Source organism: Parasphingorhabdus sp., assembly GCF_039977335.1.
GTDB lineage: Bacteria > Pseudomonadota > Alphaproteobacteria > Sphingomonadales > Sphingomonadaceae > Parasphingorhabdus.
This window is the reverse complement of record NZ_JBDWDI010000003.1, coordinates 111,802-130,360: the sequence shown is the minus strand read 5'-3', so window position 1 is coordinate 130,360 and position 18,559 is coordinate 111,802. Positions and strand designations below refer to the sequence as shown.

At 50.2% G+C, this 18,559-nt stretch carries 20 protein-coding genes; 3 read left to right on the top strand and 17 right to left on the bottom strand.

Features of this window, described 5'->3' with window-relative positions; genetic code table 11:
- Positions 1-107: 107 nt before the first annotated feature.
- From ABJM21_RS06465 to ABJM21_RS06450, 4 genes are read right to left on the bottom strand one after another with little or no spacing between them, the layout of a single operon-like run.
- The gene (locus tag ABJM21_RS06465) at positions 108-1,100 is read right to left on the bottom strand and encodes an NADPH:quinone oxidoreductase family protein (RefSeq protein ID WP_348302237.1); all 993 of its coding nucleotides are present in this window, start codon (positions 1,098-1,100) and stop codon (positions 108-110) included.
- On the bottom strand, positions 1,097-2,461 hold the full coding sequence (locus tag ABJM21_RS06460) for a serine hydrolase (RefSeq protein WP_348302238.1): 1,365 nt from the start codon (positions 2,459-2,461) through the stop codon (positions 1,097-1,099). Before ABJM21_RS06460 ends, ABJM21_RS06465 begins: the two co-directional genes overlap by 4 nt.
- Positions 2,462-3,001, bottom strand: coding sequence for a surface-adhesin E family protein (locus tag ABJM21_RS06455; RefSeq protein WP_348302240.1), 540 nt, complete (start codon positions 2,999-3,001; stop codon positions 2,462-2,464).
- On the bottom strand, positions 2,985-4,304 hold the full coding sequence (locus tag ABJM21_RS06450; protein ID WP_348302241.1) for a replication-associated recombination protein A: 1,320 nt from the start codon (positions 4,302-4,304) through the stop codon (positions 2,985-2,987). Before ABJM21_RS06450 ends, ABJM21_RS06455 begins: the two co-directional genes overlap by 17 nt.
- Positions 4,305-4,420: 116 nt before the next feature.
- On the opposite strand from ABJM21_RS06450, the gene ABJM21_RS06445 reads away from it, so the two are divergent.
- Positions 4,421-4,882: a hypothetical protein gene (locus ABJM21_RS06445; RefSeq protein WP_348382218.1), complete on the top strand. Its 462-nt coding sequence runs from the start codon at positions 4,421-4,423 to the stop codon at positions 4,880-4,882.
- A gap of 6 nt (positions 4,883-4,888) precedes the next feature.
- Here the strand turns inward: ABJM21_RS06445 and ABJM21_RS06440 are convergent, their stop codons facing one another.
- Positions 4,889-6,070 carry a glycosyltransferase family 1 protein gene (locus ABJM21_RS06440; protein WP_348302381.1) on the bottom strand — a complete coding sequence of 394 codons (1,182 nt, stop codon included), beginning with the start codon at positions 6,068-6,070 and terminating at the stop codon, positions 4,889-4,891.
- Positions 6,071-6,134: 64 nt separating this feature from the next.
- Here ABJM21_RS06440 and ABJM21_RS06435 point away from each other — a divergent pair, with 64 nt between their 5' ends.
- A complete protein-coding gene (locus tag ABJM21_RS06435; RefSeq protein WP_348302243.1) occupies positions 6,135-6,797 on the top strand; it encodes an MOSC domain-containing protein in 663 nt (220 codons plus the stop codon).
- Here ABJM21_RS06435 and ABJM21_RS06430 read toward each other — a convergent pair.
- From ABJM21_RS06430 to ABJM21_RS06380, 11 genes are all read right to left on the bottom strand, one after another.
- On the bottom strand, positions 6,785-7,738 hold the full coding sequence (locus tag ABJM21_RS06430) for a hemolysin family protein (protein ID WP_348302244.1): 954 nt from the start codon (positions 7,736-7,738) through the stop codon (positions 6,785-6,787). The genes ABJM21_RS06435 and ABJM21_RS06430 overlap by 13 nt on opposite strands.
- 21 nt (positions 7,739-7,759) lie before the next feature.
- Entirely contained in the window at positions 7,760-8,269 is a 510-nt protein-coding gene (gene ybeY / locus ABJM21_RS06425; RefSeq protein ID WP_348302245.1) for an rRNA maturation RNase YbeY, read from the bottom strand.
- Positions 8,256-9,284 carry a PhoH family protein gene (locus ABJM21_RS06420; RefSeq protein WP_348302246.1) on the bottom strand — a complete coding sequence of 343 codons (1,029 nt, stop codon included), beginning with the start codon at positions 9,282-9,284 and terminating at the stop codon, positions 8,256-8,258. Before ABJM21_RS06420 ends, ybeY begins: the two co-directional genes overlap by 14 nt.
- The gene (gene miaB, locus ABJM21_RS06415; RefSeq protein ID WP_348302247.1) at positions 9,284-10,621 is read right to left on the bottom strand and encodes a tRNA (N6-isopentenyl adenosine(37)-C2)-methylthiotransferase MiaB; all 1,338 of its coding nucleotides are present in this window, start codon (positions 10,619-10,621) and stop codon (positions 9,284-9,286) included. The genes ABJM21_RS06420 and miaB overlap by 1 nt, the downstream gene beginning before the upstream one ends.
- A 9-nt stretch (positions 10,622-10,630) precedes the next feature.
- The gene (locus ABJM21_RS06410; RefSeq protein ID WP_348302248.1) at positions 10,631-11,431 is read right to left on the bottom strand and encodes a lysophospholipid acyltransferase family protein; all 801 of its coding nucleotides are present in this window, start codon (positions 11,429-11,431) and stop codon (positions 10,631-10,633) included.
- On the bottom strand, positions 11,403-11,825 hold the full coding sequence (locus ABJM21_RS06405; protein ID WP_348302249.1) for a Fur family transcriptional regulator: 423 nt from the start codon (positions 11,823-11,825) through the stop codon (positions 11,403-11,405). The genes ABJM21_RS06410 and ABJM21_RS06405 overlap by 29 nt, the downstream gene beginning before the upstream one ends.
- A 115-nt stretch (positions 11,826-11,940) precedes the next feature.
- Positions 11,941-12,354, bottom strand: coding sequence for a MucR family transcriptional regulator (locus tag ABJM21_RS06400; RefSeq protein ID WP_348302250.1), 414 nt, complete (start codon positions 12,352-12,354; stop codon positions 11,941-11,943).
- Positions 12,355-12,481: 127 nt separating this feature from the next.
- Positions 12,482-12,994, bottom strand: coding sequence for a ribosomal protein S18-alanine N-acetyltransferase (rimI, locus tag ABJM21_RS06395; RefSeq protein WP_348302251.1), 513 nt, complete (start codon positions 12,992-12,994; stop codon positions 12,482-12,484).
- Between the two features lie 3 nt (positions 12,995-12,997).
- On the bottom strand, positions 12,998-13,624 hold the full coding sequence (gene tsaB, locus ABJM21_RS06390) for a tRNA (adenosine(37)-N6)-threonylcarbamoyltransferase complex dimerization subunit type 1 TsaB (protein WP_348302252.1): 627 nt from the start codon (positions 13,622-13,624) through the stop codon (positions 12,998-13,000).
- 17 nt (positions 13,625-13,641) lie between these two features.
- On the bottom strand, positions 13,642-14,235 hold the full coding sequence (locus ABJM21_RS06385; protein WP_348302253.1) for a malonic semialdehyde reductase: 594 nt from the start codon (positions 14,233-14,235) through the stop codon (positions 13,642-13,644).
- 38 nt (positions 14,236-14,273) lie between these two features.
- Entirely contained in the window at positions 14,274-14,846 is a 573-nt protein-coding gene (locus ABJM21_RS06380) for a NifU family protein (protein ID WP_348302382.1), read from the bottom strand.
- A 150-nt stretch (positions 14,847-14,996) separates the two neighbouring features.
- Here ABJM21_RS06380 and ABJM21_RS06375 point away from each other — a divergent pair, with 150 nt between their 5' ends.
- Positions 14,997-17,912 carry an insulinase family protein gene (locus ABJM21_RS06375; RefSeq protein ID WP_348302255.1) on the top strand — a complete coding sequence of 972 codons (2,916 nt, stop codon included), beginning with the start codon at positions 14,997-14,999 and terminating at the stop codon, positions 17,910-17,912.
- A gap of 7 nt (positions 17,913-17,919) precedes the next feature.
- On the opposite strand, the gene ABJM21_RS06370 is transcribed toward ABJM21_RS06375, so the two are convergent.
- Entirely contained in the window at positions 17,920-18,546 is a 627-nt protein-coding gene (locus ABJM21_RS06370; RefSeq protein WP_348302256.1) for a peroxiredoxin family protein, read from the bottom strand.
- Positions 18,547-18,559: the final 13 nt, after the last annotated feature.

Sequence of the window (18,559 nt, the reverse complement as noted above, 5' to 3'; positions counted from 1 at the left end):
ATTGTGAACAATTTCAATTACGCCAAAAGGTTAACACGTTCGCTGCGTGAGATATAGGGTGGAGTAGCTCAATAATGGATGGAATATGTAATCATATGTAACGAGAGTTAGGGCGCGATATCGATGACAGCGCGTCCAATGACAGCGCGCTGTTCCAGAACCTTCAAGGCATCCGTTGCATCGTTCAGTGCAAAGCTGTGTGAAATATGAGGGCACATGACGCCCTGTTCTGCCAAATCTCTGAGCATTTTTTTACTATTTGCCGCCAATTTCGGATCGCGCCGCGCGCTTTCACCTGCGCGCAAGCCGATCAGGCTATAGCCTTTTATCAGCGCGTGGTTGGCCGGAAAGGATGGAATATCGCCGCTGGCAAAGCCGACTATTAGATAGCGACCACCCCAACTAATCGATCGGGTCGCGGTTATTGCAAGCTGTCCACCGACGGGATCAAACACGACGTCAACACCTTTGCCGCCAGTGAGCGCTTTCACTTCGGCGGCAAGATCTGGATTGACTGGGTCCAGACTATGATCGGCCCCAGCCTGTTCGATCGCTTTACGTTTTTCGTCGCTGGACCCGGTTGCGATGACCATGGCGCCCTTATGTTTTGCAAGTTTGACTGCTGCCATGCCAACGCCGCCGCTGGCGCCGAGGATAAGGATGCTCTCACCCTCCAGCAAAACAGCTTTATCATTCAACGCATGCCAAGCAGTGATTGCTGCGCCATGCCAGCAAGCCCCTTCGGCAAAGGATAACGCTGCCGGCAATGGCCGGACAGCGTTGCTGGGCAAGACAATCTGTTCTGCGAAGCTATTTCCTTTGCTGCCGCCCATGACGCGATCGCCGGTCGAGAAAGTTGTCACATCCGGCGCAACATCTATCACCTCACCGGCGACCTCCAGTCCCGGAATGAAAGGAGGGTCTGGACGAAATTGATATTTGCCATAAGTCATGAGCAAGTCAGGAAAGTTAAGGCCAGCCGCCTTGACGGCTATCCGGACCTCGCCGGCTTGCAGGGGTTTTGCCTCCACCTCTTCTATCCGGATGGAGTCCGGTCCAGTTAGAGCGGTACAAACTGCTGCTCGATAGGTGCTGCTCATGAGCCATTGGCTTTCACAACGTCCCGCGTGAAAGCGGCGATATCAAAGCGATTATCTCGGGTGTCATAACCACGGCGCACGATGACCAAATCAAGTGATGGAATGATTACGAGATATTGTCCGCGATTACCAAAGGCGGCAAATGTATCCTTCGGGACGCCAGCGGTTTTGTTCATCAACCAGAATGTAGCACCATAGCCAAATTCCCGATCTGGCTGCGGCCCAGATGGTGTGCTTACATATTCGCGCCAATTTTCGGGGAGAAGGCGCTCACCGTTCCACATACCATTGTTGAGATAGAGTAATCCTAAACGACCAAGATCGCGGGCGGTGGTCCAGACCTGGCTAGACAGAATGGGGTGCTCTTGCCAATCTGTCTCAGCATAAGTTCGCGTCATGCCAATTTTCTGGAAAAACTCATAAGGCTCAAAACGGCCAGAACGCGCGGCATAGACGGCCAGTAATGTGTCATTATTAGCATAACGAAACCGGCTGCCTGGAGGATAGAGTAGCGGCCAGTTTACAGCTCTTTGGGTAACTGTAGCACCGCCCATGTAGATAGGATCAGTGCGGTTGCCCGCCGTATCGCTGATCAAACCACTCGACATACGCATTAAATTATCGAGCGTTATGGCCTGACGCGGGTCAAAAACGCTCATCCATTCAATGATTTTCGCCGGTGCATTAACGTCTGAAAAACCTTCCTGAACGCTATGCCCTATCAACGTGCCAGCGATGGATTTGGCAACTGACCATGTGCGTTGCGCTGTATGCTGGTTATGGCCATTTTTATAGTATTCGGTCAGTATCTTATCATCTTTAATGACCAGAACGGCGCTGGTTTTTCCGCCATATTTGCTGTTGTCAGACGCTGCCAATGCCACTTGCCGTAAAGGCTCGGTAATATCAGACTGTTTGATCGCTGCACCGCGATCACCCATTGGCCAAGGCAATTCATCATTAAAAGTCCGCAGTGTTGGCGACCCATCCAGTTTTATCCCGGTAAAACCAATGGCCATACCTGTGCATCCAGTCCGGGGATTCCAAATCGCCAAACGTGGTGGCATGGCGTCGCTATAGGTCACGCGAACTTGCCGTTTCACTTGATCAATGTCAGTCGTCAATGTGGGTACAATCTTGGCGATGCGATCATAAATGCCGGTTAGTTCATCCGCCTCGATATCGGCGAGTTTCTTGCCGCCATTCCATAAACCGGAACAGATGAATTGCGCTTTGTATCCAGCTGCCAGTGCCTTATCATATTGGCTTGGTTCTTTGGGACTTTGCGCGAGCGCGAGAGGTGATGCTGTTATCAAGGATAAGAATAGTCCAGCAGACAAACCAGGGCGGATGTTGAACATTTAATTCCTCCAATCGGCATTTAAATAAGCCATGACCGATGTGAGCGGCTGTATATGACCGGGAAATTTCTGCGTTCCAAATGTGATATCCGGCTCACAGGCAAAGCGGAACACATTGACATAACCGGAATTGGCAAAAGGTAATATCCATTCCGTACTTTCTAGGGACATGGACTGAGACGTGACTAGCTTATTGTCTTTGCTATATTCAGCAACTTCGGTCGCCGCGTAAACATGTTCATTGCAGTCGATCAGAATGCGCGAGCGCAAATCCCTGACTTTGCTTTCCGATGTCTCTTCATCCTGAGTCATGATGATCTGAGAAATGGAAACGGCGGTATATCCATCTTCCTGCTTGATACTCGCTTTGTCAGCGAAGAAAATATCACTGCGATAGTCAGGTGCCTTATCTTCGATGATCTCATCGACGAGATACCAGTCCGGTGCAGCGGCTTTGGTTTTTGCGCAGGATGGTCCAGCGACGAGCAATGATGCAGTCAGCACTATTGAAGTCAGCGGTTTTCTAATCACTTTTATCACGCCGCAACTTCTCCCAATAGTCCAGCCGTTCTCTGATCTTATGCTCAAAACCGCGATCGACTGGCTCATAAAATAGCGCTGGTTCCATTTCTTCCGGCCAATAATTGTCACCGGAAAAACCCTCATCACTTTCATGGTCATAGCTATAGCTGTCGCCATAGCCGATATCTTTCATGAGCTTGGTGGGCGCATTGAGGATATTCTGTGGCGGCACCAAGGAACCTGTTTGTTTGGCTGACTTCCAGGCTGATTTCTGGGCTTTGTAGGCAGCGTTTGATTTGGGGGCGGTGGCGCAATAGAGGCACGCTTGAACAATTGCCAGTTCACCTTCCGGACTGCCCAGAAAATCATAAGCGTCCTTGGCCGCCAAAGCTTGCACCAATGCTTGTGGATCGGCCAGTCCGATATCTTCACTGGCAAAGCGGACGATACGACGCAGGACGTAAAGCGGCTGTTCGCCTGCTACCAGCATTCGCGCAAGATAATAAAGCGCTGCCTGAGGATCTGAACCGCGCAGAGATTTATGCAGTGCAGATATCAGGTTATAATGACCCTCGCGGTCCTTGTCATAGACGGCCATGCGCCTGTGAAGGAGCTTCGCCAATGCAGCGGAATCAAGTGGTTCGTCGATATTGAGCGAAAACAGCGTTTCAGCCTGATTGAGCAGGAAGCGTCCATCGCCATCAGCACTAGCGATTAACGCTTCGCGCGCGCCGTCCGTCACCGGCAGAGCGCTCTCAGTCAACGCTTCGGCCTTGGTCAAGAGCTGGCCCAGTGCGGCGCTGTCTAATCTATTGAGGATCAACACCTGCGTCCGGCTAAGCAGAGCAGCATTGAGTTCAAAGGATGGATTTTCCGTAGTCGCGCCAACTAATATCACTGTGCCTTTCTCGACATAGGGCAGAAAGCTATCCTGTTGAGAGCGGTTAAAGCGATGAATTTCATCCACAAACAGCAAGGTTTGCTTGCCGGTTCGTTGCCTTTGTTCAGCCTCCGCAAAAACCTTTTTGAGGTCAGCTACCCCAGAAAATACCGCCGATATTGCTTTGAAATGCAGATCTGTCTCATTGGCCAGTAAGCGCGCTAAACTGGTCTTACCTGTACCTGGCGGTCCCCAGAATATGATCGAAGACAGCTTGCCCGCAACGATCATGCGCTTAAGCGCACCGTCTTCTCCTACCAGATGATCCTGACCGACTACGGCATCAAGATTGCGCGGCCTGAGCTGCTCGGCCAGCGGCGCATTAGCGGTAAGCTGATCCCTTTCTTGCGCTGCATCATTTATGGTGAAGAAATCGTCCATTGCCCTTTCACTATGGCATTTTCTATCTTGAAGGCCAGCATGTTCCTGCACTCCTGCCAAATTTTGTTGTCAGCAAAGCTCATGATATGATGCCGGCGGAGAATAGGGAGGAAAACATGTCTGAAACAGTCGAAAATGTAACGGGAAGCGATAGCAGGCCGTCGACGCCTTGGCATTTATGGGTGGTTGGCATTATCGCGACACTCTGGAATTCCGGCGGTGCGTTGGATTACACCATGACGCAAACGCGCAATACATCTTATATGAGCAGCTTTACTCAGGAACAATTGGATTACTTCTATGCGTTTCCTGCTTGGGCTGATGCGGCGTGGGCACTTGGTGTGTGGGGCGCTTTTATTGGTTCGCTGCTGCTATTACTTCGCAGTCGCTACGCGATCATCGCATTTGGTCTTTCTCTGCTTGGGCTGCTGGGTTCCTCGATTTACCAGATGACGACAGATATGCCGGCCAGCCTGAGCACACCGGGCATATGGATTTTTACCGTTGTCATTTGGCTGTCGATCATTTTGCTAATTTGGTACGCACGGATGATGACCACCAAGGGTGTTTTGCGTTAAACCTATCTAACGAATAATGGCTTGTTTGATAGGGCTTTGGCCAGATTCACGCTGTCGAATGAGGCGGATATAGGTTTCTGCTACCGTGTGGTTAATCTGATCCCAGCTAAATTCGTCGGCGCGCTTTTCGCCGGCTGCACCGTGCGCTTTGCGGATTGCGTCATTCTCGCAATAGAGCTGCAGAACATCAGCAAAATCGCGGATGGCGCCGGGCGTGACCAGTCGTCCTGATTCCTTGTCTTTGACCAGGCTTTGGCTTCCTGTCGCTTTGGCTGCGACCACGGGAAGGCCGCAGGCCATGGCTTCCAGTGTGACATTGCCAAAAGTTTCGGTAACAGAAGGATTAAACAGAATATCCATACTGGCGACACCGCGGCCAAGATCAGAACCTTGTTGAAAACCGGCAAAGACGGCATCCGGTATTCTATCTTCAAACCACTGTTGGGCAGGGCCTTCACCGATGACCAGAACCCTGTGCTTAACGCCGCGACGGCGCAGCTCATCGATCGTGTCGGCAAAGACATCAAGTCCCTTTTCCATCACCAATCGGCCCAGAAAGCCGATGACCAATTCATCGTCGGCAATGCTAAGTGACTGCCTCCATGCGAAGTCGCAGCGGGCTGGGTTGAAAATTTCCTTGTCGACGCCGCGAGACCATATCCCGACATCATAGTTCATTCGCTGTTCCCGTAGAACCTGTGCCATCGATTCCGATGGTGCGACCAGTGCATCACAGCGACGGTAAAGACGGCGCAATATCGCCTCGATTACCGGCTCCAAAAAAGCCAGGTTATAATAGCGAGGATAGGTTTCAAAGCGTGTATGTACCGACGCCAGCACTGGAACATCATGGCTGCGCGCCCAGCTGACCATCCGATGACCGACTCGGTCGGGACTTGAAATCTGGATGATGTTGGGATTGAAATCGGCGAGATCACGCTTGGCACCACCCGAAATATGGGTGGGAAAACGATATTCTCCACGTCCGGGGAAAGCAAAGGATGGTACACTGATCAAATCGCCCGTTGGTTCAAAAGCGGGTGTATCGGTGGTCGGTGAATAGACCCGCACGGCAGCGCCCTGGCGCAATAGATATTCGGCCAGCCGGTTTAACGCTTGATTGGCGCCATCGCGTACGAAATTATAATTGCCGCTATATAAGGCAATGCGAAGGTCACTTATTTCCATCTGCGCCTTCAAGCATAATAAAACGGAAATTGCCAATATGAACTTGGGTGGGTAGCTGTTGTAAATGATTGAAACAAAGCTTGATAGTCTGCTCATTGGTACACCCAAACCGTTTCGCGAAGATGGTGAAATGAGCGCCATCGGCAAGCACGCTGTCACTGAAGCCATTGAACTCGGGCTTTTTGGACTAGCCGGTAATCAGGTGGCTGACCCCTTACATCATGGCGGGCGTGATAAAGCGGTGCATCTCTATCCGATTGAGCATTATTCTTTTTGGAAAGACAAATATCCGGACGTGGATATTCTAGATCGTCCTGGGGCTTTTGGCGAAAATCTAAGCTGTCGCGGAATGACGGAAGACAAATTATGTCTTGGCGATATTTTCCGTCTTGGTGAGGCATTGATCGAATGTAGTCACGCAAGACAGCCTTGCTGGAAACTCAATCATCATTTTGGGCGCCCAGATGTTTTGAAAACTGTGATCAAAACAACCAAATCCGGTAGTTATTTCAGGGTGCTGGAACCGGGCAAGGTCCGTGCCGACGATATGATGATCCAACAAGAGCATAAGCACCCTGATTGGCCGCTAGACCGGCTGTTCGATATGATAATCGGCGGCAAGAATAAAGGGCAGGGCGCCGAACTACGCATGCTATCCGATATGCCTGCACTGGCAGAAACATGGCGCAAACGCGCCGCCCAGTTGGCTGACACTCAGTCTGCGTGATGGACGGGCGCGATATCCGGATCAGGCGGCAACAGGCGTAGCTTTGTAACGCGCCGATCATCGGCTTCCAATATTTCCAGCCGCCAACCGCTGGGATGCTCAAGCGTTTCACCCGTTTTCGGAATATGGCCAGCCAATACGAAAGATAGGCCGCCAATGGTGTGAACATCCTCGTCAATTTCCGCCAGGGCCGGATCAATTTCTTCCCCGACATCATCCAGCTCCGCGCGAGCATCAGCTTCCCAAATACCGTCGTCTAGTGCTTTCAGCATGGGGACTGGTTCGTCATCATGCTCATCCTCGATATCACCGACAATCTCTTCGACGATATCTTCAATGGTAACTAAGCCTTCTGTTCCGTTATATTCATCAAATATGATAGCCAAGTGAGTACGCGTGGATCGCATTTCTGCGAGCAAATCCAAAACGCCCATAGATTCCGGTACAAACCGAGGTTGACGCAGATATGGCGTGATATCTGTGGACGGCTCTCCACCCTTGGCGACCAGCGCAAATATATCCTTGATGTGAACCATACCGATGATCGTATCGAGATTGTCCCGAAAGACTGGGATACGGCTATGACCATGTTCCGAGAAGATCTCGACATATTCGCTGAACGGCGCGCTTTCTTCAATGGCAATGATGTCGGCGCGAGGAACTGCGATATCGTCTACACGATGATCACTGAAATGTAGGAGATTACGGAGCATTTCCAGTTCGACCGGAGAAATGTCCGGGTCGCTCTTGTTGTCGGTGTCTCCATCGCTTTCATGTTCATCAATAACTTCTTCGAGTTGCGCGCGTAGCGAGTTATCCTCCGCTTCCCCGAAAACCATAGCTTTCAGGCTGCGCCATATTCGCCCCGGTTCGTCATCCTCGTTACGAGATGCAGATCGACTACTGGTCCCGTTGCTATTGCTTATGTTATCGTCTGGCATGTTCTTGTTCTTGGTCTCTTGTTATATGTGTTGATCGAGATAGGGATTAGCAATGTTCAAATTTTGTAGTGCTTTGACTTCCAATGTCTCCATAATCAGAGCATCCGCTTCTGTTTCATGATCATAGCCCAGTAAATGCAAAATTCCATGAACCAGTAAGTGGGATGCATGCTCTTCCATGGCAATGGATTTTTCTTCCGCTTCGTCGGCGCAGACATCGTGAGCCATTATGATATCACCAAGAAGCACTTCACCATCATCGCTGTTTGATAAAGATTCCAATAGGTCTTGCGGTACCAAAGGAAAGGAAAGCACATTGGTGGGCTTGTCTTTGCCACGATAGGCGGCATTGAGTTGCTGTACTTCATCGTTGTTCGACAATTTTATACTAATTTCTAGCGCAAAATTCTGTACTGCAAGCTCACCATAAGACGATGCGGAAAGAGCAGCATGTGCTGCCTGTTCGCTTCGTTTCTGCCAGTCCTTACCATCTTGCCATTCTGGGCCGGTATTGAGTTCAATCTGCAGCATCTTTGCCTTCATAGGCTTCGACAATTTTACCCACTAGTGGATGGCGGACGACGTCGGCAGCGCCAAATTTCACGGTGCTAACACTGTCGACATTTTCCAGTTTTCGTACGGCATCGGCAAGGCCGGAGGTCGCCCCGCCAGGTAAATCGACTTGCTTGGGGTCTCCGCAAATGACCATCCGGCTGTTCATGCCGAAACGCGTGAGGAACATCTTCATCTGTGCTGTCGTCGTATTCTGTGCTTCGTCCAATATCACAAAGGCATCGGCCAAGGTGCGGCCACGCATGAATGCGATGGGGGCAATCTCAATTTCGCCGCTTTCAATCCGTCGTTCGACCTGTTCAGCAGGCAAAGTATCATAAAGCGCATCGTAAAGCGGGCGAAGGAAAGGATCGACTTTCTCCTTCATGTCACCAGGCAGGAAGCCTATTTTTTCGCCGGCTTCAACCGCAGGGCGCGACAGGATCAGGCGATCGACCGACCCGGTAATCAACTGCGATACGGCCTGCGCCACTGCGAGATAGGTTTTGCCGGTCCCGGCAGGGCCTAGCGCAAAAATCATGTCGTCGCGGGCCAGCTTTTCCATATAGTCGGCTTGACGGACAGAACGCGGGAAGATTGTTTTCTTGCGCGTCTTGATCATCACTTTTGGCGGGGCTGAAATATCGGTTTTGCCAGACTTTTGCGTATCTTTGGGTTTTGGCGTCTTCGATACGCGGGGGTCGGCAACCATACCAATAATCGCTTCCACGACGGCTGCGTCAATTTCCTGACCTTCTTCCAGGCGATTATAAATACCGGTTAGAACATCACGCGCTTGGGTTGCAGCTTCCTCTTCACCTTCAATTTTCAGCCTGGTGCCTCGGGCTGCGATATAGACTCCTAATCGATTTTCGATGGCAACGATATTGCGATCAAATTCACCAAAAAGCTCTCCCAATATCTGGGGGTCATCAAATTCTACGTCCAGCGTTACCAGCTTGATTTTGTCTTCAGCAATGCTTTTTTTGGCCATTAAGCAGCTTCTCTCTGGGTTATTTTGCCCTGCAGACTATTTGGCCCCGCGCTTGCTATTGTCACATCTACCATATCGCCAATCGCTAATTCAGGGGCAATGATATGGACAGATTGTAGCCATGGCGTTTTACCCACGAGCTGTCCCTCAAGTTTGCCGTTGCGTTCTAGCAATATATCGGTGCGGCGACCGAGGGCTTGTTTGTTAAAATCATGTTGTTGCTCATTCAGCAAGGCCTGCAACCGCTGCAGTCGTTCGTTCATAACTTCTGGAGCAATTTGATCATCCATCACAGCTGCAGGTGTTCCAGGCCGTGGTGAATATTTGAACGAATAAGCCTGCGCATAATTGGCTTCGCGCACGACGGCCAGTGTCTCTTCAAAATCAGCATCTGTCTCGCCGGGGAAGCCGACGATGAAATCACCAGAAATGGCAATATCCGGCCTGACTTCGCGCATCCGCGATAATATATTGAGATAACTTTCGGTTGTGTGCGAACGGTTCATCGCTTTTAATATCCGATCACTGCCCGACTGCACTGGAAGATGCAGATAGGGCATCAACGCCGGTATCTCGCCATGGGCGGCAATGAGCGCTTCGGTCATGTCATTGGGATGACTGGTTGTATATCTGATGCGCTCTAAGCCATTAATTCCATCCAATGCGCGGATCAGGCCGTCGAGACCTTGCATCTGACCTTTGTCATCTTCGCTGGTCCAGGCGTTTACATTCTGACCCAGCAGGGTGATTTCCTTGACACCGCCATCGACAAGCGCCTGCGCTTCTTTGATAAGATCACCCCAGGGGCGAGAGATTTCGGCCCCGCGCGTATAGGGGACAACACAATAGGTGCAGAATTTGTCACACCCTTCTTGCACCGTCAAAAAGGCGGTCGGACGGGCTTGTTTCTTGCGGGTTGGCAGGACGTCGAATTTCGATGCCGCAGGCATATCTGTATCAAGCGCTTTTTTACCGGTTTTAGCGCGTTCAATCAGCTCTGGAAGCCGGTGATAGGCTTGCGGGCCAACGACAATATCGACACTGGGCGCGCGGCGTGAAATTTCTTTGCCTTCTGCCTGTGCAACACAGCCAGCCACTGTAATCATTGGGCTTTTGCCGTCTTTGCCACGCAAACGCCCGATATCGGAATAAACTTTTTCGGCAGCTTTCTCGCGAATATGACAGGTGTTCAGTACCACCAAATCAGCATCCTCGCCATCGGCAGCACTCGACATGCCCTGATCAATGAGCATCTCGGACATGCGTTCACCATCATAGACATTCATTTGGCAGCCGAATGATTTAACGCGAAATTTCTTGGGATCGGATTTGTTCATAGCCGCTGCCTATACAACGGGCTCTCCGGACAGGGAAGCGGAAAGCGCCTTGGCAATCCGCCGCTCTGCCTCTGCACAAATGGTCTTGCGGTCGCCAAAATCAGCAGGGTCGAAAGGTTCAAGAAAATGTAAAGTTGTCGGGATGATACCCAAGCGCGCAAACAGCCGTTTGGCATTGTCGACAGCGGATTCCTCGCCAACCCAGGCAATATCCCGGCTGACTCTACCGAAACTCAACAACATGGGCTGCACCATGGTTGGTTTTGGCGGCGGTGCCATGGCTTGAAATAATGATGGCTTAAATGGCAGCAAACTGTGTCCGTCCGTGGTCGTGCCTTCAGGAAACACAGTTATCGGATATTTTTCTTCAATGGCTTCCCGGATGATGCCGATTTGATCGCCCACCTGCATTCGGTCGGTCCGGGATACAAAAATCGTCTTGTTGATGCGGCATAACCAGCCAATGATAGGCCAACTTGCGATACCGTCTTGCGCCACAAATGTGCAGCCTGTGACGCCCGCAATGACAGGAATATCAAACCAACTGACATGGTTGGCTACGTAAAACACATCTTGCTTGAGCCGATTGCCTTCGGTTTTGATAAGTGCGCCGCAATTGGTGGCAACTAACCACAGAAAAAACCGCGGCCATGGCGAGGGCAGGCGGAAAAGCCGCCATAGATAATGCATCGGCAAACAAGCCGCCAAGCTCAATAATATGCCTATTACGCGTAACCCGATAAGCAGTGCCCCGAACACTGAAATTGCAAGCTGGTCAGTGTCAGCTCTTTCGGTCAGAGGATACGCCATAAAGTTCCATGCGATGGTCGACCAATCGGTAACCCAGTTTCTCCGCAATCACCTTTTGCAAGGCTTCAAGCTCGGGATCCACAAATTCTATCACTTTGCCGGTTTCAACATCAATGAGATGGTCGTGATGGGCTTCGGGAACAGCTTCATAACGTGCGCGTCCATCACCAAAGTCATGGCGATCAAGGATGCCGGCTTCTTCAAACAGGCGAACGGTACGATAGACTGTGGCTATTGAAATGCGAGAATCAACCGCGGAAGCACGTTCGTGCAATGTTTCTACATCGGGATGATCCTCTGCGTCAGAAATGACGCGGGCAATAACCCGGCGCTGGTCGGTTATCCGAAGGCCTTTTTCGGCACATAGCTTTTCAAGATCAATTTTGTCCGGCATTCGTTCCATCCCAGTTGTTGGATGATACTCTATTATCGGCAGATAATAAAGCAAAGGGAAAACTGCGATATTATCCGCAATTTTCCCATCGGTTATATCTATCGAAAACTGTTATTTAGCGTTTCTTCTTTTTTTTGCCCAAGCCAATGGCTTTGGCCAGTTCTCTGCGCTGTTCGGCATAGTTGGGAGCGACCATAGGATAGTTGCTGGGTAGCCCCCATTTCACGCGATACTCATCCGGTGTCATGCCGTAATGGGTCATTAAATGCCGTTTCAGCATTTTTAACTTTTTCCCATCTTCCAAACAGACAACATAATCAGGTTTGATCGATGATTTGATGGGAACTGCAGGATCCGGACGGGCCAGTTCAGCAGCTTTTCCGGACAAGCCGGATAGCGCACCATGTACATTGTTGATGATGAGCGGCAAGTCGGAAACAGCAACGCTGTTGTTACTGACATGTGCGGCAACAATATCTGAAGTGAGAGCAATTAGCGTCTCATTCAGAGCAATATCTTCCTCTGTCATAAATACCTCTTCGTGCGACCAATTATATGGTTTTGAGCAATTTTTTGCTGCGCGGCTATTTGCATGAGAGGCCGGAATTATCAACGATCAAACTATATGATGTGTTGATTTTACGTTGCTTTAAGAATCAGAGCGATTTCTTATAGGTAATAGCATCAAACTTTTCTTTGTTAGCGCCTGTATAATAAGCAGGACGAAGTCCAATTTTCTGGAAACCGATTTTTTGATACATGCTTTGGGCTGGATTGTTTGATCGCACCTCCAAAAACATCGCGCTAGTTCCATTTTCAACTGCATCTGTGATGAGCCTATTCAGGATCGTCATCCCAATACCTTTATTTTGATATTGTGGATCGACGGCAATCATCAATAGTTCTTCTTCGCCAGCAATCTCTCTGCTGATAGCAAACCCACAAGGCTGCTTTTCTATGCTGGCGATCATTAAAAGCGTGCCCGGCAGGGACAACATCGACCGGCATTGGTGTTCGTTCCAAGACTCCCCGTAAGTGCTGGAAAATGCTGTGTGCATAATCCGCATGACGAGCTTGAGCTGGTCATACCCGCCATATGCTAGCTCAATTTCATTGCCTAGCGCTGCTGGGATAACGTCATTTCCAGAATTGGGGTTGAGTTCGGACATCGTCTAGACTTGATGGGCCGGTTGTGCATCGGGTGCACGACCATAAACAGGTGCGGCGTCCAGATATTCATAACTGTCGGTCAGTTGGATGGATTTACTCGCGTCGGGCAAGATAGTGGAATAAGTAATGTCGCTAGTTAAGCTGGCCAAAGATTGTGCCGCCGAGCCCGCAAAATGATCTGCCTTTGCATGGCGTAGCGCGACCTCGGGAGAGAGCGAAAGAAGGTCGTCGACAGCGCTGCCGTCAGCGGAAAAATTCTGAACAAAATATTCCCCATGACCGCCGATCATTACCACAAAGACGGGGGCGGGATGTTTCATTTCAGCTAAAGCCTGTGCAGCGACGAGATGCAGACACTGATATCCGGAAATTTCCGCATGCCAAGCCATGGCCAAAGCTTTTGCGGCAGACAGACCGATGCGAACGCCGGTAAAGCTTCCCGGTCCGCAATTCACCATGATCTGATCCGCACGTCCCTTGTCAGGTAATTGAGCGATCATCGGTACGAGCTTCTCTGCATGGCCGCGTCCAATTTCTTCATATGCGCTGGCTATGGCTTCTCCGTCTGAAAACAAGGCGACCGAGCATGCCGTCGTTGCAGTATCTATAGCGAGAATATGGTTGCCCATGGGTCTGGCGCTAGTCTTCAGATAATCGCGTTGAATTTATCGAAATCGGGGCGCGGACTGCGGTCAAAGATCGTCGAGGGGTCGCCATAACCAAGGGTTGAGATGAAATTCGATTTCACACTTGGTTGATCTTCAAAAAAAGCTTGGTCTACTGCATCATTGTCAAAACCTGACATTGGGCCAGTGTCCAGCCCGATTGCGCGAGCCGCGAGAATGAAATAACCTCCCTGTAGTGAGCTGTTACGCATCGCATGAATTTTGCGGCCATCAGCATCGCCGGCAAACCAGCTTTTTGCATCATCGTGCGGGAACAGCTCGGGAAGATGTTCGTGAAAATCCCGATCCATACCAATGATTACCGAGGCAGGGGCCTTCAGAATCTTGTCTTTGTTACCTGGGCTTGAACAGTCCGCAAGGCGTTGTTTGGATTCTTCACTATGACACCACACCATTCGCGCTGGCAGCATATTCGCACTGGTTGGCCCCATTTTCATAAGATCCCAGATGGTGTGAAGTTGTTCTGCCGTGACGGGTTTGTCATGATAGCCGTTATAAGTGCGCGCGGTCCGAAAAAGTTGATCTAGTGCGGCATCATCAAGTGGCTGATTCATAATGTCCCCGTTTTTTTTTGTTTCGGTTGATAGCTTGGTTATGCGGCTCTGACTTCAACAACTTCCGGCACATAATGTTTCAGCAAAGACTCAATGCCATGTTTCAAGGTTGCCGTTGATGATGGGCATCCAGCGCAAGCGCCCTGCATTTTCAGGAATACCACACCGCGATTGAAGCCGCGATAAACGATATCGCCGCCATCATTCGCCACGGCCGGGCGAACGCGGGTTTCGATCAATTCCTTGATCTGAGCGACAATATCGGCATCTTCCGGGTCATCATGTACTTCTTCTTCGGGCGGAATATGAATTTCACCGGCCGATCCGGGTTTGAACAGCGGCAAGCCAGCAGAGAAATGATCGAGCAATATACTCAGCACCTGCGGTTTAACATCGGTCCATTCTGATCCGGGGCCAGCAGTAACAGAAACAAAGTCCGAACCGAAAAAGACGCCGGTGACATCGCCCAGCGTAAACAACGCCTCTGCAAGGGGCGAAATTTCAGCATCTTCCGGTGAAGCGAAATCTCTGGTTCCGTCAGTCATGACGGTTTGACCCATCAAAAATTTGAGCGTGGACGGGTTAGGGGTTTTTTCGGTTTCTATCAGCATAGTGGATATGTGGGAGTATTTGTCCGGGCTATCAAGGTCAAATTGCATTGCTGCCATCAAAATATACAGTCTTATCGATAAGTTTTTTGCATGGCTCTGACCGGCTTTATTCACTGGCCAGTAAGATATGCCCTGCTTATAACTGCATACATGAACAAACACACCCGCGCATTTGGCCGCCTTGTTACGACATTCACCCTCCTTGCTTCACTGACGCTTCCGTCGCAGATCGCAGCGCAGGCACCGGAGAGCACAACCGAGGTTAGTGCTGAACAACCTTGGTTGTACAAAGGCAGTGACGTTCCAATCGACAAGAGTTGGACTTTTGGAGTGCTGGATAATGGTCTGCGCTATGCGGTAAAAAATAACGGTGTGCCGCCAGGGCAGGTATCGATCCGCGTCCGGATCGATGTTGGTTCTTTGATGGAGCAAGATCATGAGCAGGGGTTTGCTCATTTTATGGAGCATTTATCTTTTCGCGGATCAACATATGTACCGGATGGAGAGGCCAAACGCGTTTGGCAGCGTCTAGGTGCCACTTTTGGCAGCGATAGCAATGCGGAAACAACTCCGACACAGACCGTTTATAAACTGGATTTACCCAATGCTAATCCCACTAGTCTGGATGAGAGCATTAAGATTATTTCCGGAATGGTCAGCGCACCCGGCCTCAACACCATAGCGGTAAATGCCGAACGACCTGTTGTCATGGCGGAATTGCAAGAAAGACAGGGGCCTCAGACCAAAGTCCAGGATGCTACAAGGAAGCTATTTTTTGCTGGCCAACGGCTTGCAAGCCGGGCACCGATTGGCACGCCTGAAGCGCTAGCAGCGGCAACCCCGCAGATGTTACAATTGTTCCACCAGCGCTGGTATCGTCCTGAAAATACGGTGATTGTCATTGCTGGTGATGGAGAACCAGCCGAATTTGAAGCGTTGATTAAAAAGCATTTTTCAAGTTGGAAAGGTGCTGGAGAAGCTGGTGTCGCCCCCGATTTTGGCGATCCTGACGATAGTGGAGATAGCAGCCGACTTGTCATTGAGCCCACTTTGCCGCGATATATATCTATGGCCGTGGTGCGCCCTTGGGAGCAGGTCGATGATACTATCGCGTATAATCAGCAGTTATTGATTGATCTGTTAGCATTGCAAATGATCAACCGTCGCTTAGAGGCACGGGCCCGAGCAGGCGGAAGCTATCTGCAGGCCAATGTTAATCAGGAAGATGTTAGTCGTTCTGTGGACGGCACTTTCGTAAACATAGTCCCTTTAAGTGATGACTGGGCTGCAGCCCTTAAAGACGTGCGCGGCGTAATTGCTGACGCTACTACTCAGGCGCCATCCGAACAGGATATTGCCAGAGAGATAGCCGAATTTGATGCGGCTCTTGCTATAGGTGCGGAAGGCTATGCTACTGAAGCGGCTCGCAAGCAGGCCGATGATATTGTCAATGCAGTGGATATTCGCGAAACCGTTGCAACACCGCAAACGGCGCTAGATGTCTTCCGGGCAATGCGGAATCTCTACACACCCCAGCGATTGCTGGAGTCTACACAAAAATTGTTCGAGGGTACCGCGACGCGGGCTTTGCTCACATCGCCAACGGTTGTGGATGAAGGAAAGACAAAGCTTGCGGCGGCTTTGAATGAAAAAGTCAGCGCGGCCAGTAATGCGCGAGTGAAGCAAGCAAATCTAAATTTTGATGATCTTCCGCGTATCGGCCGGGCAGGCAAAGTCAATTCATCTGAGAAAATTTCCCGGTTTGAAATCGAGAAGCTCATTCTTTCCAACGGTGTACGCGTCTTGCTTTTCCCCAACAAAGCTGAGCGGAACAAAATAATGGTCAATGCGCGCTTTGGCAGAGGATATAGCGGGCTAGATTCTAGTGAAGAAAACTTGGCCTGGTCCGGTGGCATGGCGCTAATGGCGAGTGGCATCGGCAAGCTCGGACAAGAAGAAATGGACGCAATCACCACTGGAAGACGGATTGGTCTCGGTTTTGAAATTGATGATGATGCTTATGAAATCAAGGCTGATACCAGAGCAGCCGATCTTGAGGACCAGCTTCATCTTATCGCAGCGAAATTGCAACATCCACGTTGGGACAAGGCGCCGGTAATTCGTGGACGTGCTGCGTCATTGATCGGCTATGATAGCTTTGCGGCCTCTCCCCAAGCTGTTTTACAACGGGACCTGGAGTGGTTGGTGCGGGGTAAGGATCCTCGTTGGAAAACTCCTGACAAGGACGATTTTAATGCTCTCACGCCCAAGAATTTTAAGAAATTCTGGAAACCAATATTGGCGAGTGGGCCGATCGAGTTGATGCTATTTGGTGATTTTGATCGTGATAAAGCAGTCAAATCCATACTGAAAACTTTCGGTGCGTTGAGAAAGCGCAAGCTTGATGACATGCCAGATGATATTACATCGCCAATGTTTCCGAAGCATAAGGCCGCTCCAGAAATACTGGTGCACAAGGGTGACGAAGAACGCGCGGCTGCTTTGATTGCATGGCCTACCGGCGGTGGACTGGAAAATATTAGAGAAAGTAGAAGGCTGGAAGTTCTGGTTTCCATCTTTAATGATCGGATGTTTGAGATATTGAGGTCCCAGGAAGGAGCAAGCTATAGTCCGCAAGTGATCAATAGCTGGCCAGTAGCTTTTCAAACTGGTGGCTATATTAGCGCTTCCAGCCAATTGACGCCCGGTAATATTGATCGGTTTTACGGAGTCGCAGAACTGATCGCGAAAGACCTACGAGAAAAGCCGGTTAGTTCGGATGAGTTGAAACGGATTGTAGAACCGCTTCGGCAACTTATAGCGCGCGCTAGCAGCGGTAACAGTTTCTGGATGAGTCAGTTGGAAGGTGCGAGCTATAATCCAAAAAAGTTCACAGTCCTAAGAACATTACTGAGCGATTACACAGTAATCACACCGGAAGAAGTGCAGCAACTTGCTCAGAAATATCTAAAGGACTCGACTGAATGGAAGCTTTTGGTCTTGCCGGAAGGGAATAAGAAAGCCGCGATCAAAAGTGACACGGCTTCCTCTATGCATTCCCGATAATTCCCATTTAGATGGCGTCTATTATCGCCAATAGCTGATCATTGGTGGGGCGTTTCTTGAAGTCACCTGATACCGATTTGGCAGTGATCTTGCCGTCTTGGTCAACGACGATAACAGAAGCATAGGGAACGCCTACCGCTTTGCCTTCGGTATATTGCGGGTCGCGTATATCGAATGCGTCAATTGTCGCGGAACCTTCGTCGGACAACAATGTATAATCAAGCATCTGGTTTTTGGAAAAACGATCCTGGCCTTCGACACTGTCATAGCTCACTCCGTATAAACTGTAGCCGCGCTCTTTGACGTCGCTGACAATCGCGTTGATGCCCTTTAATTGCGTCTGGCAGAATGGGCACCACTCAACAGATCGGGTGAAGACAAAAATGGCCGGTCCGTCTTCCAATATGGCTTCGAGCGTCTTCTCACCGTTACCAGTTTGAAACTTTGCGTTTAGCGGTGCGGTGGCTCCGACAGCCAAGCCCGCATCTATCGTTGGTACTGCGGCAATTTCATCTGTTGCCAATGGTTCCGCAGTTTCAGCGATCTCGCTGTCATCTGCTGGCGGTCCAGCTTCGGTGCAGGCAGCAAATGTGAGGGCAGGGGCTACAGCAAATAGTGAGGCAATCCGTTTCAAAATGAATACTCCT